The sequence below is a fragment of the Bradyrhizobium sp. AUGA SZCCT0169 genome, from assembly GCF_018130085.1.
GTDB lineage: Bacteria > Pseudomonadota > Alphaproteobacteria > Rhizobiales > Xanthobacteraceae > Bradyrhizobium.
On the sequence record NZ_JAFCMC010000006.1, the window covers coordinates 208,902 to 225,682 of the forward strand.

Sequence of the window (16,781 nt, forward strand, 5' to 3'; positions counted from 1 at the left end):
TTCGATATTGCAGCATCGGACGATTGAAATCGTACCCTGTGTGAAGCATGCCGCAGCCCAAGAACGTCCTCTGGATCATGTGCGATCAGCTTCGCTATGATTATCTGGGCTGTACCGGCCACCCGACGCTGACCACGCCGAACATCGATGCGATGGCGAAACGCGGCGTGCGCTTCTCAAAAGCCTATGTGCAGTCACCGATCTGCGGGCCCTCGCGGATGTCATTCTACACCGGCCGCTACATGCGCTCGCACGGCTCGCACTGGAACGGCTGGCCGCTGCGGGTGGGCGAGCCCACGCTCGGCGATCACCTGAACAAGATCGGCGTCCGCAACGTGCTGGTCGGCAAGACCCACATGGCGCCTGATATCGAAGGCCTGCAGGCGCTCGGGATCGCGCCGGATTCCATCATCGGCGTGCATGTGTCGGAATGCGGTTTCGAGCCCTATGAGCGCGACGACGGTCTGCATCCCGATAACCGGCCCCGCCCGCGCTATGACGACTATCTGCGTGAGCAGGGGTACGAGGCCACCAATCCATGGGAGCACTGGGCCAATTCAGGCGCGGATGACGACGGCGCGCTGCAGAACGGCTGGCTACTGGTGCACGCCGACAAGGCGGCGCGCGTCTCGGAAGAGCATTCGGAGACTCCTTACATGACGCGCCGCGCGATGGATTTCATCGCGGAAGCCGATACGGACGGACGTCCCTGGTGCCTGCATCTGTCCTATATCAAGCCGCATTGGCCCTATATCGCCCCCGAACCCTACGCCAGCATGTACAGCGCGGCCGACATCCTGCCGGCGGTGCGTTCGGAGAAGGAGCGTCAGGAAGCGCATCCGGTGTTCGCCGCCTACATGGACATGCGCTACTCCCGCAACATGGCGCGTGACGAGGCGCGGGAAAAAGTCATCCCGACCTATATGGGCCTGATCAAGCAGATCGACGACCAGATGGGCGTCTTGATGCAGTTCCTGGAGAGCCGCGGCCTGCTCGACACCACGATGATCGTGTTCACCTCCGACCACGGCGACTATCTCGGTGATCACTGGATGGGCGAGAAGGATCTGTTCCACGATCAATCCGCCAAAATTCCGCTGATCGTGATCGATCCGTCACGCGAGGCCGACGCGACGCGCGGTACTGTCAGCGATGCGCTGGTCGAAGCGATCGATCTGGCGCCGACCTTCATCGAATATTTCGGCGGCAAGGCGCCGGATCATATTCTCGAAGGTCGCTCCCTGCTGCCGCTGCTGCATGGCGCAGCGCCCGCCGATTGGCGCAAGGTGGTGTTCTCCGAATACGACTATTGCATGCAGGACGTTCGCTTGAAGCTGAACCAGCCGATCGAGCAATGCCGCCTGTTCATGGTGTTCGACGGCCGCTGGAAATACGTTCAGGCCTCAGGCTTCCGCCCGATGCTGTACGACCTCGAAAGTGATCCCCTGGAATTCGCCGATCGCGGCGAAGACCCTGCATGCACTGAGGTGATCGCGCGGCTGCAAGCGGCGCTGTTCGACTGGGCGCTGCATCCCAAGATGCACATCACCACGCCGAACGCGAAGATCGCCGCCTACGCGGAGAACCAGCTTCAGGTGAAAAACGGCGTCCTGATCGGCATCTGGGACGAGGCGGAATTGGCCGCGATCCGCAAGCGGATTGCAACACAGTAGCGCCGGGAGGCTCTCCCATGCACGTCCTCGCTGTCCTGCTTATCGCGCTCGTGACTGCGCTGCCCGCCTTCGCCCAGATCGCCCCGACCGAGACGGAAGTGCGTGCCTATAGTGGCCTGCATGCCGCGGCCGCCCGCGGCGACGTCGCCGAAATCGAACAGCGCATCGCCTCGAATGAAAACAAGGAAGCTGTCGACAGCCGGCAGCGAACGCCGCTGCACGTCGCCGTCTACCTGAAAAAGCACGATGCTGCCCGCGCTTTGATCCGGCTCGGTGCCGATCCGAACAAGCTTGAAGCCGACCGTTACGACATCATCACGATCGCGGCGGTCGCCAACGATGTGCCGATGCTCCGAATCGCGATCGAGGGTGGAGGCAACCCAAAGGCCGTCACCAGCCGCTACGACGGCACGGCCCTGATCGCGGCAGCTCACCTTGGCCATGCTGAAGTGGTGCGAATGCTGGTCGCCGCCAAGGCACCGCTGGATCATGTCAACAATCTGAAATGGACCGCGCTGATCGAATCCATCGTGCTTGGCGACGGCGGCAGCAACCACACCGAGACGCTGCGTGCCCTGGTCGAGGCCGGCGCCGACGTGAACATTCCGGACGGCAGTGGCGCGACACCGCTCAAACTCGCCAAAGGTCGCGGCTATCGCGAGATGGTGGCCATCCTGGAAAAGGCCGGCGCGAAGTGAGGGGTAGTCCTGAACGAATCCTCAGGCCGATATCCGTGCGCGCCAGCCCTCAATTCGTGATCTTGTAGCCCGTGGCCTTCACGATCGGCTGCCAGAATGCGGTGTCGGCCGCGAGCGCCTTGGTCAGATCCTCCGGCGTCGAGCCGACCGGAATGAGCGAGACGGCGTTGAGCTTCTCCTTCACATCAGGCTTTGCCAGCACTTCGGCTGCGGCAGCGCTCAGCTTCTTGGCGAAATCCGGCGAACTGCCCGCCGGCAGCCACATGCCGTACCAGCCGTCAGCCACCAGATCGACGCCGAGTTCCTTCAGGTTCGGCACGTCGGGCAGGAAGGGCGAGCGCGCCGGGCCGCTCACCGCTACGATGCGGATGCCGCCGGCCCGATGCTGCGTGATGGTGTCCGAAAGCGTCGTGACGGCGAATGGGATGTGTCCGCCGACGAGATCGGTGATGATCGGCGCCGAGCCGCGATACGCCACACGCGTCATGGAAAGGCCAAGCGCCTTTTCGAGCTGCCATCCGGTGAAATGCGGAATGGTGCCGCTCGACGGCACGCCGTAACTGGCTTTCGAGGGATTGGCTTTGATCCAGGCCACCAATTGCTTGAAGTCCGTCACGCCGATCGAGGGGCTCACCACCACAACGAATTCGAAGCGGGCAATCTGTGAGACCGGGATGAAATCCTTCGCCGAGTCGTAGCTCGGCTGGTTCTCCACCATCGGCAGCAGGTACATGGTCGGGCCGGTGGTCACCAGGACGGTGGTGGTGTCGGGGGCGGCGCCCTTCACCGCCCGGATGCCGATCAGCCCATCGCCGCCGGTACGGTTCTCGACGATGACGCTGCGGTCGATCAGCGGAGGAAGGTATTGCGCCAGCTGGCGGCACAACATGTCGCCGCTGCCGCCCGCCGCGAACGGGAAGATGATCCTCGTCAGCGGACCGGATTGGGCGAACGCCTCACCGGCACTAGCTGCCAACGACCATCCGATGCTTCCCGCCAAAAAACTGCGACGATCCATTTACCTTCCCCCCGCAAGATTTGACCCATTACACCAGACTGCGGCCGCCATTGGAACATGGCTCATACGGTGCCGGGTCGCTTGCACCGCCCCCCGTCCTGCTGCAAAACAGCCCCCTTCCATAGCATTCGAAGACCTGATCCATGGCCCGCCCCGCGCTCAAGAATTTTCGCCGTATCGTCGTCAAGGTCGGCTCGTCGCTGCTGATCGATTCCGACGCGGGCGAAGTGCGCTCGTCCTGGCTATCAGCGCTGGCCGCCGACATCGCCAAGCTGCATGGCCAGGGCCGCGACGTGTTGGTGGTTTCATCGGGGTCGATTGCGCTCGGACGCAGCCGCCTCAAGCTGCCGCGCGGGCCGTTAAAACTGGAGGAAAGCCAGGGGGCTGCGGCCGTCGGACAGATCGCGCTGGCGCGGATCTGGTCGGAAGTGCTCGGCGATCACGGCATCGGGGCCGGACAGATCCTGGTGACGCTGCAGGACACCGAGGAGCGCCGGCGCTACCTCAATGCCCGCTCGACCATCGCCAAGCTGCTGGAATGGCGCGCGGTGCCCGTCATCAATGAGAACGATACGGTCGCCACCAACGAAATCCGCTACGGCGACAATGACCGCCTCGCCGCGCGCGTCGCCACCATGACGAGCGCCGATTTGCTGATCCTGCTGTCCGACATCGACGGCCTCTACGATGCGCCGCCCGGCGCCAATCCCAACGCGAAGCTGGTTCCGGTCGTCGAATCGGTCACCTCGGAAATCGAGGCGATGGCGGGGGCTGCCGAATCCGAACTGTCGCGCGGCGGCATGTACACCAAGATCGAAGCGGCGAAGATCGCGACCACCGCCGGGACGCACATGCTGATCGCGTCGGGCAAGATCGAGCATCCGCTGCAGGCCATCGCCGACGGCGGCCGCTGCACCTGGTTCCTGACGCCGGCCAACCCCGTCACGGCGCGAAAACGCTGGATCGCGGGTTCGCTGGAGCCGAAGGGCACACTGACCATCGACGCCGGTGCGGTCACGGCGCTGCGCGCCGGAAAGAGCCTGCTGCCGGCCGGCGTGATCCGGATCGACGGCCAGTTCGCCCGCGGCGACGCCGTGGTGGTGCGCGGCCCGGATACCCATGAGATCGGCCGCGGCCTCGTCGCCTATGACGCCGAGGACGCCGAGAAGATCAAAGGCCGCTCCTCGCCTGACGTGATGACCATTCTGGGGATCAGCGGCCGGGCCGAGATGATTCACCGCGATGATCTGGTGGTGGGGCCGGCGGGGACTATTCCGGCCAAATAAAGTGGTTTCGGGCTAAGTGCATCACGTTCGTCATGCCCGGGCTTGTCCCGGGCATCCACGTCTTACTTTTGTTGTGTATGCAAAGACGTGGATGGCCGGAACAAGCCCGGCCATGACGGAAGTTGAACACTTCCATCGAAGTTGAAATCTATTTGGCTCGTTTGCGCGCGGCCAATTGCTCCCGCCCCCGTGTCTTTATGCTTTTGAAAAATTCCGCGACATCGATCTCTTCCATCGGCCCGCTGTCGAGACCCTTCTGGATTTCGGCGCGCAGCGCCTCGAGTTTGGCCTTGCGCCGTTCCTCACGTTCTTCGACGAGCCGCAGCCCCTCGCGCATGACCTCACTTGCCGTAGAATAGCGGCCAGTCTCGATCAGGCCTTCGATGAACCCCTCGAAGTGCTTGCCGATGCTGTAACTACTTGCCATTTCGCGTCCTCAAGTATCATAGTTTGATATTTAATGATATTCTGGGCCCGTCGCAAGGTGAACAGTATTTGCCTTCAACTCCGTCATTGGCCGAGCCACCAGCCCTTGACCGCCAGCCAGCCATGCCGGCTCCGCACCTCGCAAGAGCGGGATTTCCGTGCTAGGACATGGCCTTAACCTGATACCCCCGGGACCACCATGACCGCGCCCCTCAAGGCAATCGACGGCAACGCCGATTTACCCGCTTTGATGACCGAACTCGCTTCCCGCGCGCGCGCTGCTGCGCGGGTGCTGGCACTCGCCTCGCCCGAACAGAAAAACCGGGCGCTCGACGCCATCGCGTCCGCGATCCGCAGCCATGCGCCCGATATCCTCGCCGCCAATGCCGAGGATGTCGCCGAAGTGCGCTCCGGCGGCGCGACGTCGGCCTTCATCGATCGCCTGACGCTGACGCCGGCCCGGGTCGAAGCGATGGCCGAGGGTGTCGCGACCGTGCGCGGCATTGCCGATCCGGTCGGCGCCGTCACCGAAAGCTGGCAGCGCCCCAACGGCATGACCATCGAGCGCGTGCGGGTGCCGCTCGGCGTCATCGCCGTGATCTTCGAAAGCCGCCCCAACGTCGCCGCCGACGCCGGCGTGCTGTGCCTGAAATCCGGCAACGCCGTGATCCTGCGCGGCGGCTCCGACAGTTTCCGTTCCTGCCGCGCGATCCATGATTGCCTGGTGCAGGGTCTTCGCGAAGCCGGTCTGCCCGAGGCCGCGATCACGCTGGTGCCGACCCGTGATCGCGCGGCCGTCGGCCTGCTGCTGACCGGCTTGAACGGCGGCGTCGACGTGATCGTGCCGCGCGGCGGCAAGAGTCTCGTCGCGCGCGTCGAAGCCGAAGCGCGCGTGCCGGTGTTCGCGCATCTCGAAGGCGTCAACCACGTCTATGTCGATCACACCGCCAAGCTCGAAATGGCGAAGTCGATCGTGCTCAATGCCAAGATGCGCCGCCCCGGCGTTTGCGGGGCCGCCGAGACCTTGTTGATCGATCGCGCCGGCGCATCTGTCAGCCTGAAGCCGCTGGTCGAAATGCTGATCGATGCCGGCTGTGAAGTGCGCGGCGACGCCGCCGTGCAGCGCGTCGACAGCAGAGTGAAACCCGCCTCCGACGAGGACTGGGACACCGAGTATGAGGACGCGATCATCGCCGCGAAAGTCGTCGATGGGCTCGATGACGCGATCGCGCATATCCAGAATCACGGCTCGCACCACACCGATGCGATCGTGACGGAAGACGCAGATGCCGCCGAGAAATTCCTGAGCGAGGTCGACTCGGCGATCGTGCTGCACAACGCATCGACGCAATTCGCCGATGGCGGCGAATTCGGCTTCGGCGCCGAGATCGGCATTGCCACCGGCAAATTCCACGCCCGCGGCCCTGTCGGCGCCGAGCAACTGACCAGTTTCAAATATCGCGTCCGCGGCACCGGGCAGACGCGGCCGTGACCCCAACAACGCTTTCGAGCAACCCCCCGCGCGCGCAGTGGCAGCATTGATGCCGCCACAATCCGCTTCGCAGGCGATCCCGTTCCACACCAACGGCATGCGCGTCGGCCTGCTCGGCGGCTCGTTCAATCCGCCGCACGCGGCGCACCGCGCCATCAGCCAGTTCGCGCTGAAGCGTCTGAAGCTCGATCGCGTCTGGTGGCTGCTGACACCGGGCAATCCGCTGAAGGACAATGGCGGGCTGCATGACCTGTCCGAACGCGCCGACGCTGCGCGCAGGGTCGCCGACGATCCGCGCATCGATATCAGCTGTCTCGAAGCTGTCATCGGCACCCGCTATACTGTCGACACGATCATCCATTTGCGGCGCCGCGTCTCCGGTGTGCATTTTGTCTGGATCATGGGCGCTGACAATCTCGCGCAGTTCCATCGCTGGAAGGATTGGCGGCGCATCGCGTCCGAGGTGCCGATCGCTGTGATCGACCGCCCCCCACAGAGTTTCCGGGCGCTTGCCGCACCCGCCGCACAGGCGCTGGCGCGCTACCGCCTGCCCGAGAATCAGGCTGCCCGGTTGGCGGAGCAGCACACGCCCGCCTGGGCCTTCCTTACCGGCATGAAACTGAACCTGTCTTCGACCGGCCTTCGGAACTCGGACGGAAGCTGGAGGACGAAGTGAGGGTGGGGTCTCACTGGAATATTGAAACCGTTAACCCCACATGCCTAATATAGCCCGTGGACACCAAGATTCGGCGTTCGCGATACAGTGAAAGGAATGGTCCCTGGCCACATCTGTATTGTCCAAGTCTGTTTTGCCCAAGGTTTCCAAGACTTCTGCTGCAAAGCCTGCTGCAAAAACCGCGCGCAAAACATCGACCAAAGCTGCGGCCTTGAAGGCGCAACCCGACGCCGACAAGACGCTGAATATGATCCTCTCCCGCCTCGACGATATGAAGGCGGAAGAAACGGTCACCATCGACCTTCGCGGCAAATCGGCTTTTTCCGACTACATGATCGTCACCACCGGCCGGGCCAACCGGCACGTCGGCGCGATCGCGGAAAACGTCACCAAGGCCCTGAAGGAAACCGGCATCAAAGGCATTCATGTCGAGGGCTTGCCCAATTGCGACTGGGTGCTGATCGATTCCGGCGATGTGGTCGTGCACGTATTCAGACCCGAGGTGCGTGAATTCTACAATCTGGAAAGATTGTGGACGCAAAACCCGGCGGCGGCTGAGGCGATCTGAGTTTTTGAGCCGATGCGAATCGGCTGCAGCGCATGTCGCGTGCGCGCGCCGTTGGCGCGCGAGTAAACGATTTGACGCTTTTTCGGCGCGGCATGCTTTGAATGAAGATCGTCGTCGTTTCAATCGGCCGGCTGAAACAAGGCCCGGAGCGGGAACTGGCCGAACGCTATCGCGAGCGCTTCGAGGACATCGGCCGCAAGCTCGGCTTTCGCGGCCTCGAGATTCATGAAATTCCGGAAAGCCGCGCGCGCGACGCCGCGACCCGGATCGCCGAAGAGGCGGCTGCGATCGCAGCGCTGATCCCGGAGAAATGCGTGCTGGTGGCGCTCGACGAACGCGGCAAGAGCATCGACAGCGCAAGCTTCGCCCAGCAGCTCGGCCGCTGGCGGGATGAAGCGGTCGCCAACACAATTTTCACAATCGGCGGCGCGGACGGACTTTCGCCCGATTTGCAGCGCAGAGCCAAACTGCGCATTGCGTTCGGCTCGGCGACCTGGCCGCATCAAATGGTCCGCGTCATGCTTCTGGAACAGATTTACCGGGCCGCGACGATTCTGTCGGGCCACCCCTATCACCGCGCTTAGGCACGGTAGCGTGAATAGAGAGCGCTGAATAACTGGATGCACACAACACGGGACATTCAAGTACGCCCTGACGGCATCGGCCATGATGGTTCGTTGGCGTCGCGTGTTCCGCTTTGCGTTGTGCTGTTGTCCGCAAGCCTGATGGGTCTTTCGATTTCGCCGGCAGCCGCGCAGGTGACGGCGCCCGCACAGCCGGCGCCATCCCAACAAGCGCCGGCCCAACAGTTGCCTGCCCAACAAGCCGCCGCGCCTTCCCCCGAAGCCATCAAGGAACGCGAGCAGGAACTGGAAGCTGCGCGAGAGCAGCAGAAGAAGGCCGCCGAGCTGCAGCAGAAGCTGAAAGCCGATATCGCATCGATCGGGCAGGACCGCAGCAAGCTCAATGCGCAGCTGATCGACATCGCCGCCCAGGTGCGCGGCGTGGAAACGCGCATCGGCGACGCCGAAGCGCGGCTGCGTCCGCTCGACAGCCGTGAGCAGCAGATTCGCGGCTCCCTCGACTCGCGCCGTGCCGAAATCATCGAGGTGCTGGCGGCGCTGCAGCGTGCCGGACGGCGCACACCGCCGGCGCTGCTGGTCCGCCCGGAAGACGCGCTGCAATCGCTCCGCACCGCCATGCTGCTCGGATCTGTCGTGCCCGAACTCCGCGGTCGCGCGGAAAGACTGGCCAACGATCTCGGCGAACTCGTCGCGCTCCGCAAGACCATCGCCACCGAGCGCGATGCGCTGGCGCTCGATCGTGACAAGTTGAAAGACGATCAGGTCCGGCTAGCGGCGCTGGTCGACGAGCGGCAGCGAAAGCAGAGCGCGATCGAAAAGGACATGGAAGCGGAAGGCGCCCGCGCCATCACGCTGTCCAAACAGGTCGACAGTTTGCAGGGCCTGATCGCCAAACTGGAGCAGGACCTGAAAAGCGCCGCCAAGGCAGCCGCCACCGCCAGCCTGAAGGGGGCCCCGGTGACCCCCGGCGGCAAGCCCAATCTGGGGGCGCTGAAGGATCCTGCCCGACTCAGCCCGGCGATCGCCTTTGCCTCCGCCAAGGGATTGTTCGCCCTGCCGGTCAATGGCCGCAAGATTCGCGATTTTGGCGGTTCCGACGGCGCGGGTGGCGCCGAAAAAGGCATTTCCTTGGCAACCCGGGCCGGCGCCCAAGTCACAACCCCGTGTGACGGCTGGGTTGTTTACGCCGGGCCGTTCCGCAGCTACGGACAACTCTTGATCCTTAATGCCGGTGGCGGGTATCATGTCCTGATCGCCGGGATGGAGCGCATTTCGGTTAACATCGGCCAGTTTGTACTTACGGGGGAGCCGGTCGCCACCATGGGATCGACATCCCAGGTTGCATCGATTCTCGCCACCACCGCGAGTCAGCCCGTGCTCTATGTTGAGTTCCGTAAGGACGGCACTCCAATCGATCCAGGCCCATGGTGGGCCGCAAATGAAGGCGAAAAGGTTCGCGGATGATGCGCAAGACTTCAGTAATTCTCCTCAGCGCCGCCACCGGCGCAGCATTGACGCTCTTCGTGACGCAGCCTCGTTCTGTGCTGATGGGATCGGTCGCGCGTGCGGCGACCTCGGACACCTATCGCCAGCTCAATCTGTTCGGCGATGTATTCGAGCGGGTGCGCAGCGACTACGTCGAGAAGCCAGACGATTCCAAGCTGGTCGAGTCCGCCATCTCGGGCATGCTGGCCGGTCTCGATCCGCATTCCAGCTACATGGACGCCAAGAGCTTCCGCGACATGCAGGTGCAGACCCGCGGTGAGTTCGGCGGTCTCGGCATCGAAGTCACGATGGAAGACGGCCTGATCAAGGTCGTGTCCCCGATCGACGACACGCCGGCGTCGAAGGCCGGCATCATGGCCAACGACATCATCACCAATCTCGACGACGAAGCCGTGCAGGGTCTCACCCTCAACCAGGCTGTCGAGAAGATGCGCGGGCCGGTCAACACCAAGATCCGGCTCAAGATCATCCGCAAGGGCCAGGACAATCCGATCGAAGTCACGCTGGTACGCGACAATATCCGCGTCCGTTCGGTGCGCGCCCGCGTCGAACAGGACGACATCGCCTATATCCGCATCACGACCTTCAACGAACAGACCACCGAGGGCCTCAAGCGCGAGATCGGCAATCTGACGAACCAGATCGGCGCCGACAAGCTGAAGGGCTTCATCATCGACATGCGCAACAATCCCGGCGGCTTGCTGGAGGAAGCGGTGACGGTTTCCGACACCTTCCTCGAGCGCGGCGAGATCGTCTCGACCCGCGGCCGCAATGCCGAGGAAACCCAGCGCCGCGCCGCGCATGTCGGCGACCTGACCAAAGGCAAGCCGGTGATCGTGCTGATCAACGGTGGCTCCGCCTCTGCTTCCGAAATCGTGGCGGGTGCGCTGCAGGACCACAAGCGCGCGACGCTGATCGGTACCCGCTCGTTCGGCAAGGGCTCGGTCCAGACCATCATCCCGCTCGGCAGCGGCAACGGCGCACTGCGGCTGACCACCGCGCGTTACTACACGCCGTCCGGCAAATCGATCCAGGCCAAGGGGATCGTTCCGGATATCGAAATACTGCAGGACGTTCCTGACGAGCTGAAGTCGCGGACCGACACCAAGGGCGAAGCCTCGCTTCGCGGCCATCTGAAGAACGACGGCGACGAGAAGACCGGCTCGCAATCCTACGTGCCGCCGGATGCCAAGGACGACAAGGCCCTGAAGACCGCGGCCGACCTCCTGCACGGCATCAAGTCGACCGCCACCGCGGCGCCCGCGACCGGCGACAAGGCGGCGATCGACAAGCCCGCCACCAAGGCTGCGAACTGATCGAACCACGCTAGTTTCCGTGAAAAGGGCGGCCTTCGGGCCGCCCTTTTTGTTGCCGGTTCCAGATTTTTGTTTTGACGCGTTTTCTACCGCAGATAAGTCTACGCAATCTGCGCAAGCTTGATTGCTATGCGAACCGGGTCCCACTTCGCTCGAAAACGCTATATCCCCGCCGCATCCCGGGGAGGACCGCTTTTGAGCGGGTCGCGAGCGCTCGAATCCGGTCCATCGTGGTATCGTCGGTGGTTGATTCGGGGAGGTTCATGACGGAAACGGCCGACGAGCTGAGCACGCCGCTCGGACAGGAGACCAAGCGCAAGAAGCGCCGGTTCCGGCTGCCGTTCACCGCGATGCAGGCGCTGGCCGTGCTGCTTGGCCTGTTCCTGGTCGGCTTTGCCACCATCGCGCTGTTTACGGACAATCCGTTTGGCGGCGAGCCGGTCGCGCACGTCGCCATGCGCAAGACGCCCGTGACTGACGAGAAAGCCACCGCGGCCGCGGCCGGTCCCGCCGGGCAGTCTGCGACATCCGCGCCCAAACAGGCTGCGGCCGGCGAAAACAAGACCGTCACCATCATCGACGGATCCAGCGGCAAGCGGCAGGACGTCGTGATCGGCGGCGATGCCGGCAACAAGAACGATGCGGAGACAGCGCCGGCAACCGCGATGGCCGGCATCGATCCGCGCCTGCTGGAGAAGTCGCGCTACGGCATGATCCCGGTGGTTGCCGACGGCCTGAAGCCGTTTACGGTCTATGCCGCCGACGCCGACCGCGCCAAGGCCGCCAAGATGCCCGTTGTCGCCATCGTCGTTGGAGGCCTCGGTGTCGGCGCCGCCAAGACGGTTGATGCCATCATGAAGTTGCCGCCCGCCGTGACGCTGGCGTTTACGCCCTATGGGGCGGACCCGACGAAACTCGCCGAGCGCGCGCGGGCGCAACGCCACGAGATCCTGCTGCAGGTCCCGATGGAACCGTTCGATTATCCCGACAACGATCCCGGCCCGCAGACCCTGCTGACGACGCTGGCGCCGGAGCAGAATATCGACCGTCTGTATTGGCATATGAGCCGGATCCAGGGCTATGTGGGGATCGCCAACTTCATGGGCGCGCGCTTTGTGGCAACGGACGCCGTGATGCAGCCGATCATCCGCGAGGCGGCCAAGCGCGGCCTCGGCTATCTCGATGACGGCTCCACCCCGCGCAGCGCCGCCCCCGCATTGGCGGCGGGTCAGGCGATGCCCTTCACCAAGGCCGATTTCACCATCGACGCGGTGCCGACCTCGGCCGAGATCGACCGGACGCTGCTCAAGCTCGAAACCCTGGCCAAGGAACGCGGCCTGGCCGTCGGCGTCGCCTCGGCCCTGCCGATTTCGATCGAGCGGCTCGCCGCCTGGATCAAGACGCTCGAGACCCGTGGCATCCTGCTTGTGCCATTGACAACGGCGATGCTGAAATCAAAATCAGGATAGGGATCAACCTGATGGCGCCAATCCGGCATTGCCGGATTCCGCCCGCCTGATCGTTCGAATTGTGTGTGTGTAGGAAACCTGCAAGGAAAATCGACGGAATGGCGCGCTACGAAGACCTGCCTTACCGGACATGCGTCGGCATGATGCTGATCAATGCGGCGGGGCTGGTCTTCATCGGTCGCCGCGCCGGAGGCATCGAGCATGTCGACGAAACGCACGTCTGGCAGATGCCGCAAGGCGGCGTCGATCCCGGTGAGGATACCTGGGCGGCGGCAAAGCGCGAGCTCTATGAGGAAACCAGCGTTCGCTCGGTGGAGAAACTCGGCGAGGTCGCCGACTGGCTGATCTACGACATTCCGCGCACCGTGGCCGGCCGTACTTGGAAGGGCCGCTACCGCGGGCAGCGCCAGAAATGGTTTGCGGTCCGCTTCACCGGCAAGGATAGCGAGATCAATGTTGCGAGCCCCGGCGGCGGCCACAAGGCCGAATTCATCAGCTGGCGCTGGGAGCCGATGAAGAATCTTCCGAGCCTGATCGTGCCGTTCAAGCGGCCGGTCTATGAACGCGTGGTGCAGGAATTTTCCAGCCTCGCGGGCAAGTAATGTACCCGTCATTCCGGAGCGCGAGCGAACCCGGAATGACGCCTAACACATCAAGCATCAATGACAGATACAAAACCGTACCGCCCCAATGTCGGGATCGCTCTGTTCAACGCTGCCGGTCAGGTGCTGATCGGCCGGCGCTTCCGCGACGATGGACCCGAGATCATCCTCCCCGGCCTCGAATGGCAGATGCCGCAGGGTGGCATCGACGCTAACGAGAATCCGCGTGATGCGGTGATGCGCGAACTCTGGGAGGAGACCGGCGCGGTCAGCGCCGAGCATCTCGGTGAAACCGACTGGATGACTTACGAGTTTCCGCCCTATGACGGTCCCCCCTCGCATCGCCTCGCCAAATTCCGCGGCCAGCGGCAAAAATGGTTCGCGCTGCGCTACACCGGGCGTGACGACGAGATCGACCCGTTGACGCCGCGCAACGGGCAGCCGGCCGAATTCGACCAATGGCGCTGGGAACGGCTCGACCGTGTTGCCGGTCTCGTGGTGCCGTTCCGGCGCGAGGTGTACATGACCGTCGCCACGGCGTTCGCACGATTTGCAACTACGACTACTTAAGAAAGTGCCGATGCCGATCCGCGCCATATTTTTCGACGTTGGCGAGACGCTGATCGACGAAACGCGCCTGCTGCAGGGCTGGGCCGACACCATGGGCGTCGACAGGGCCGAGTTTCTGGCCGTGCTCGACGATATCATTGCCAAAGGCGAGAATTACCGCCTGGTCTTCGAGCGACTGCGGCCGGGTTTTGACGTCCGTGCCGCTGTCGCCGAGCGCAAGCGAAGCGGAACGGATTTCAGGATCGAAGCAGGCGATCTCTACGCCGATGCCAGGCCGTGCCTGTCCGAACTGACGCATGACGGCTGGTTTGTCGGTATCGCCGGCAATCAACCGCCCACCGCCAAGGCGGCGCTCGATTCGTTCGGCCTGGAGGCCAGATTGATCACGACCTCGGCGGAGCTCGGCGTCGACAAGCCTTCGCTTGATTTCTATAGCAAGACGCTCGCGATGACCGACCTCGATCCAGCCGAAGTGCTCTATGTCGGTGACCGTCTCGATAACGACGTCATTCCGGCGCGGAATTTTGGCATGAAGACCGCCTTACTTGAACGCGGCCCTTGGGGCCGCAACCATGTTCGCTGGCCCGATGCCGCGCTCGCCGATTTCATACTGAAAGATCTGGCCGGATTGCCGGCCTTGCTGCGCGAGATGAAGCGCCAGAGCTGATAGACGCCGCTAGTTGGGCCCGACCGTAAACGGCCCGACCGCGACGACGCGGCAATCGCTGTCGCGCTTGGCACAGTCGCTGAGGGCTTCGTTGACTGCGGCCTGCTCACTGGCTTGCTTCAATCCCAGACCGGGCCGTCTTGCGGCGCCCACGGCGATCGCGCTCCATCCACCTGCAGCATCGGCAAGTTTGCGCGCGGCATCATCGCGCGCTTCAGGTGCGACCAGCGAAGGATCGGCCGCCTTGAAGAAGCCGGTCACCCTCATCGTTGTCGGAACTGGGACGATGAACGTGTCGTTCAGCGCTACAATCATGCAGGGAACGCCGGCGATGGCGCCACACGATTCCAGACTCCGTCGCGCCGCCTCCTCTACCGTATCCACACCGACGACCATGTAGTATTGACCGACGCCGGGGCCGACTGCCAGTATCTTGGTCTTACGGGCCGGCACATAGATATTTTCAATCCGCGCCTTGCCGGGATCACGCGTTAACGGCATTTCCTTTGAGGAAAATGGCCGTTCGGTTGTCTGGTCGTGTTTGATCCAGGGCGGCGGTGGCAGGGGCGGCTTGCCGTGCGCATAAACGACTTTGTTGCCGACAGCATAGAGTTCGCATTTTCGCGGTGACGAAGCGCTGTCCGCGCGCTTCTGGCATTGCTCGACCGCCATGCTTTTTGCCACTTCTTCACTCGCCTGCCCGGTGACGAAGGCGTTGAATCCGCCGAAGTTGAGCGCGACCGCCTTGAAGTCGGTGCCCGGCACGTACTCCTTTTCGAGCGTCGCGCGAATCCGCTCACCGACAAATGGCACGGCAGCGATTGCGAGGATCTCACTAGACGGCGAAAGCGGCGATGGAGATGATGGCGTAGCCACCGGCGGCACGGACGCTGGCGCCGGCGCCGAGTTCACATGGCTGCTCGCCACTTGCGGCGCCTGCTTCGCCGCCATGTTCTCCAGCTTGGTGAAGTACAGAAAGCCGCCGACGCCGATCGCAGCCAAACTAACCAGGGTGACCGCGACCGGCCACATCCAGTTTGGCGCACCGTGATCCGAAGCCTTGATCGGCTTCTTGACCTGCGGCGTCGAGTAGGAGCCGTCTTCGCGGCGCATCGCCACCATGAAGGCATGCACCGGGGTCGGGATGTTCTTCACGTCCTGCGCGCCGATATCGGCGAACTGCACCGACAATTTGTTGGCGACCTGTTCGTGCACCGCGCACGAGACGCAGATGCCACCGACTTCGGCGAGGCCCTCGAGGCGTGCGGCAATGTTGACGCCCTCGCCCAGCAGGTCGCCGTCGCGCTCGACCACATCGCCGATGGTGATGCCGATGCGAAACGACATCTGCCGGCTCGGCGGATACGCCATGTTGCGGGTGCGCAGGCTTTCCTGGATATCGACGGCGCAGCGTACGGCTTCCACTGCGCTCGGGAATTCGGCAAGCACCGCGTCTCCCGCGGTATTGAAAATGCGGCCGCCGCCTTTGGCTATGAAATCGTCGGTCACTTCACGATAGCGAGCCGCCGCAGCGTTTCCTCTTCGTCCTCGGCAACCAGGCGGCTGTAGCCGGCAATATCGGCTGCAAAAATCGCCGCGATCTTGCGCTTCATAAAAAACAGCCCCGAACCAGTTCCCGGGCGCAACTGTAGCGGTTCCGGGCACAGCCGGGGCGACTTGCGAAAGAAATACTGCCGCTAAAAGTTCAGCGCCCGTCACGGTGTGACGAGCGCTGGTGTTATCAGGGGCCTTCATTGCGCCCCGGAGCAGGACCCCGGGGCTTAATGCATCGCCGTGGAGCTGAGCTGATGCTCGATGCTCTTGAAGTGATCGAGCCGCTCGATGGCGTGGTCGAGTTCGGTGCCTTCCTTCTCGGCAAGCTTGGCTTCCATCTCGGCGATCGTCTCGGCGAACTGGGCCCGATCGATGTCCTGAATCGAGGTGGCAACGTCGGCGAGCACGGTGAGGCCCTTCTCCGACATTTCGGCGAGACCGCCGAGCACGATCATCTTCTGATGCGTGCCGCCGGAGGTGATGGTCAGGATGCCGGGACGGACCGCGGCCACAACCGGCGCATGGCCGGCCAGAACGCCGAAATCGCCTTCCACGCCGGGGACGTCAACCTGATCGACCTCGCCGGAGAAGGAGAGTTTTTCGGGGGAAACCAGATCGAAGTGGAAGGTGGCCATGGATCTTTCCGTTCTTTCCGCTGTCACCCGCGGGCTTGACC

16 protein-coding genes and 1 pseudogene are annotated in these 16,781 nt (G+C 63.4%); 13 read left to right on the top strand and 4 right to left on the bottom strand.

The window, feature by feature from the left end; all coding sequences use genetic code 11:
* The first annotated feature begins 47 nt into the window (after positions 1 to 47).
* A complete protein-coding gene (locus JQ609_RS10310; protein WP_212273339.1) occupies positions 48 to 1,673 on the top strand; it encodes an alkaline phosphatase family protein in 1,626 nt (541 codons plus the stop codon).
* A 17-nt stretch (positions 1,674 to 1,690) separates the two neighbouring features.
* Positions 1,691 to 2,371 carry an ankyrin repeat domain-containing protein gene (locus JQ609_RS10315; RefSeq protein WP_212273340.1) on the top strand — a complete coding sequence of 227 codons (681 nt, stop codon included), beginning with the start codon at positions 1,691 to 1,693 and terminating at the stop codon, positions 2,369 to 2,371.
* A gap of 49 nt (positions 2,372 to 2,420) precedes the next feature.
* Here JQ609_RS10315 and JQ609_RS10320 read toward each other — a convergent pair whose 3' ends face one another.
* Positions 2,421 to 3,389, bottom strand: a complete 969-nt coding sequence (locus JQ609_RS10320; RefSeq protein ID WP_212273341.1) for a Bug family tripartite tricarboxylate transporter substrate binding protein — start codon at positions 3,387 to 3,389, stop codon at positions 2,421 to 2,423.
* Positions 3,390 to 3,532: 143 nt separating this feature from the next.
* Between JQ609_RS10320 and proB the strand changes: the two genes are divergently transcribed.
* Positions 3,533 to 4,675, top strand: coding sequence for a glutamate 5-kinase (gene proB / locus JQ609_RS10325; protein ID WP_212273342.1), 1,143 nt, complete (start codon positions 3,533 to 3,535; stop codon positions 4,673 to 4,675).
* 148 nt (positions 4,676 to 4,823) lie between these two features.
* Here proB and JQ609_RS10330 read toward each other — a convergent pair whose 3' ends face one another.
* Positions 4,824 to 5,102 carry a type II toxin-antitoxin system ParD family antitoxin gene (locus tag JQ609_RS10330; RefSeq protein ID WP_212204187.1) on the bottom strand — a complete coding sequence of 93 codons (279 nt, stop codon included), beginning with the start codon at positions 5,100 to 5,102 and terminating at the stop codon, positions 4,824 to 4,826.
* A gap of 198 nt (positions 5,103 to 5,300) precedes the next feature.
* On the opposite strand from JQ609_RS10330, the gene JQ609_RS10335 reads away from it, so the two are divergent.
* The 10 genes from JQ609_RS10335 to JQ609_RS10380 all read left to right on the top strand — a co-directional run bounded on the left by JQ609_RS10335 (position 5,301) and on the right by JQ609_RS10380 (position 14,551).
* The gene (locus tag JQ609_RS10335) at positions 5,301 to 6,593 is read left to right on the top strand and encodes a glutamate-5-semialdehyde dehydrogenase (RefSeq protein ID WP_212273343.1); all 1,293 of its coding nucleotides are present in this window, start codon (positions 5,301 to 5,303) and stop codon (positions 6,591 to 6,593) included.
* Positions 6,594 to 6,642: 49 nt separating this feature from the next.
* Positions 6,643 to 7,269, top strand: a complete 627-nt coding sequence (locus JQ609_RS10340) for a nicotinate-nucleotide adenylyltransferase (RefSeq protein ID WP_212204184.1) — start codon at positions 6,643 to 6,645, stop codon at positions 7,267 to 7,269.
* Positions 7,270 to 7,480: 211 nt separating this feature from the next.
* Entirely contained in the window at positions 7,481 to 7,837 is a 357-nt protein-coding gene (rsfS, locus tag JQ609_RS10345; RefSeq protein WP_192739152.1) for a ribosome silencing factor, read from the top strand.
* Positions 7,838 to 7,938: 101 nt separating this feature from the next.
* Complete coding sequence (gene rlmH, locus JQ609_RS10350; protein ID WP_211999212.1) at positions 7,939 to 8,421, top strand: 23S rRNA (pseudouridine(1915)-N(3))-methyltransferase RlmH; 483 nt, start codon at positions 7,939 to 7,941, stop codon at positions 8,419 to 8,421.
* 141 nt (positions 8,422 to 8,562) lie between these two features.
* Complete coding sequence (locus JQ609_RS10355) at positions 8,563 to 9,885, top strand: murein hydrolase activator EnvC (protein ID WP_212204942.1); 1,323 nt, start codon at positions 8,563 to 8,565, stop codon at positions 9,883 to 9,885.
* Entirely contained in the window at positions 9,882 to 11,243 is a 1,362-nt protein-coding gene (locus tag JQ609_RS10360; RefSeq protein WP_212204183.1) for a S41 family peptidase, read from the top strand. Before JQ609_RS10355 ends, JQ609_RS10360 begins: the two co-directional genes overlap by 4 nt.
* A gap of 263 nt (positions 11,244 to 11,506) precedes the next feature.
* On the top strand, positions 11,507 to 12,712 hold the full coding sequence (locus JQ609_RS10365; RefSeq protein ID WP_212273344.1) for a divergent polysaccharide deacetylase family protein: 1,206 nt from the start codon (positions 11,507 to 11,509) through the stop codon (positions 12,710 to 12,712).
* Positions 12,713 to 12,810: 98 nt separating this feature from the next.
* On the top strand, positions 12,811 to 13,314 hold the full coding sequence (locus JQ609_RS10370) for an RNA pyrophosphohydrolase (protein WP_212204181.1): 504 nt from the start codon (positions 12,811 to 12,813) through the stop codon (positions 13,312 to 13,314).
* A 60-nt stretch (positions 13,315 to 13,374) separates the two neighbouring features.
* Positions 13,375 to 13,884 (top strand): RNA pyrophosphohydrolase, encoded by a 510-nt coding sequence (locus tag JQ609_RS10375; protein ID WP_212273345.1) that lies wholly within the window; start codon positions 13,375 to 13,377, stop codon positions 13,882 to 13,884.
* Positions 13,885 to 13,894: 10 nt separating this feature from the next.
* Positions 13,895 to 14,551: an HAD family hydrolase gene (locus JQ609_RS10380; RefSeq protein WP_212273346.1), complete on the top strand. Its 657-nt coding sequence runs from the start codon at positions 13,895 to 13,897 to the stop codon at positions 14,549 to 14,551.
* A 9-nt stretch (positions 14,552 to 14,560) separates the two neighbouring features.
* Here the strand turns inward: JQ609_RS10380 and JQ609_RS10385 are convergent.
* Positions 14,561 to 16,164: pseudogene (locus JQ609_RS10385) on the bottom strand (adenylate/guanylate cyclase domain-containing protein).
* A 168-nt stretch (positions 16,165 to 16,332) separates the two neighbouring features.
* Entirely contained in the window at positions 16,333 to 16,740 is a 408-nt protein-coding gene (locus JQ609_RS10390; RefSeq protein WP_212204178.1) for a F0F1 ATP synthase subunit epsilon, read from the bottom strand.
* Positions 16,741 to 16,781 lie beyond the last annotated feature (41 nt).